The 655-nt window shown below is 59.4% G+C and carries 2 protein-coding genes; both read right to left on the bottom strand.

Annotation, left to right across the window (positions count from 1 at the left end; genetic code table 11):
• Nucleotides 1-173 precede the first annotated feature (173 nt).
• A complete protein-coding gene (locus tag NKI47_RS35010; protein WP_352596417.1) occupies nt 174-413 on the bottom strand; it encodes a DUF982 domain-containing protein in 240 nt (79 codons plus the stop codon).
• 11 nt (nt 414-424) lie between these two features.
• A partial coding sequence (locus NKI47_RS35005; RefSeq protein WP_352596414.1) for a DUF982 domain-containing protein occupies nt 425-655 on the bottom strand: 231 nt, incomplete at its 5' end.

Genomic DNA, 655 nt, shown 5'->3' with positions numbered 1-655 from the left:
TACCTCGCCCAGAGCAGCTCCGATGCGAGTTTCAAGAAGTGCAAAATGGCCCATAAATGCGCCGACCAGAGAGAACGCTCTCGTATCGGGGTCTATTTCGAGCAGTGCGGCCTTGGTCAGCATTTTAGGCAGCCTAGCGGGACTTTACCGACATAGCCATGGGCACCGGCCTGCTACTCACGGAGCACCCCCTCCTCCCTGGCAGCAGCCTCGAAAGCCTGACGGACCTCTTCCGGAGTGATACGGTCCTGAAAGGCGTCGGCGCACAGTTGCACAGCCTTCCTCCACTTAGGTCCCATCTTGGTCCACTTCATGAGTTCCTCGGCGGCACCCTCGACATTGTTGCACCCGTAGGTGACCCCAGGTCGGTCGGTCCTGACGTACACAGGAGGGGAGGACCAATGGGTTGCCATGACACCTCCTCCTATGGGGAAAGATACATCTTTGCCTCCTTAGCGGCAGCCTCAAAGGCCTTTGGTACCACCTGAGGGTCAATCGGATCGCCCTCTAGGTCTGACAGGCAGAGGTTCACCGCCTTGTGCCAGCGAGGTCCTCTCCGGGTCCACCTCTTGAGCTGCTCAAGGGCGGCCCTCGCATTGTTGCAGCCATGCCTGTCGCCGGTTTCAGTCTTCACGAACACCGGAGGGACGAACCA

This window comes from Mesorhizobium sp. M0633 (genome assembly GCF_040320645.1).
Taxonomy (GTDB): domain Bacteria; phylum Pseudomonadota; class Alphaproteobacteria; order Rhizobiales; family Rhizobiaceae; genus Mesorhizobium.
Note: the sequence above shows the minus strand (reverse complement) of the source record. Positions and strands in the feature narration are given on the sequence as shown.

Coding starts and splice junctions, on each gene's coding strand:
- NKI47_RS35010 (WP_352596417.1), bottom strand. CDS start 413: ATGGCAACCCATTGGTCCTCCCCTCCTGTGTACGTCAGGACCGACCGA.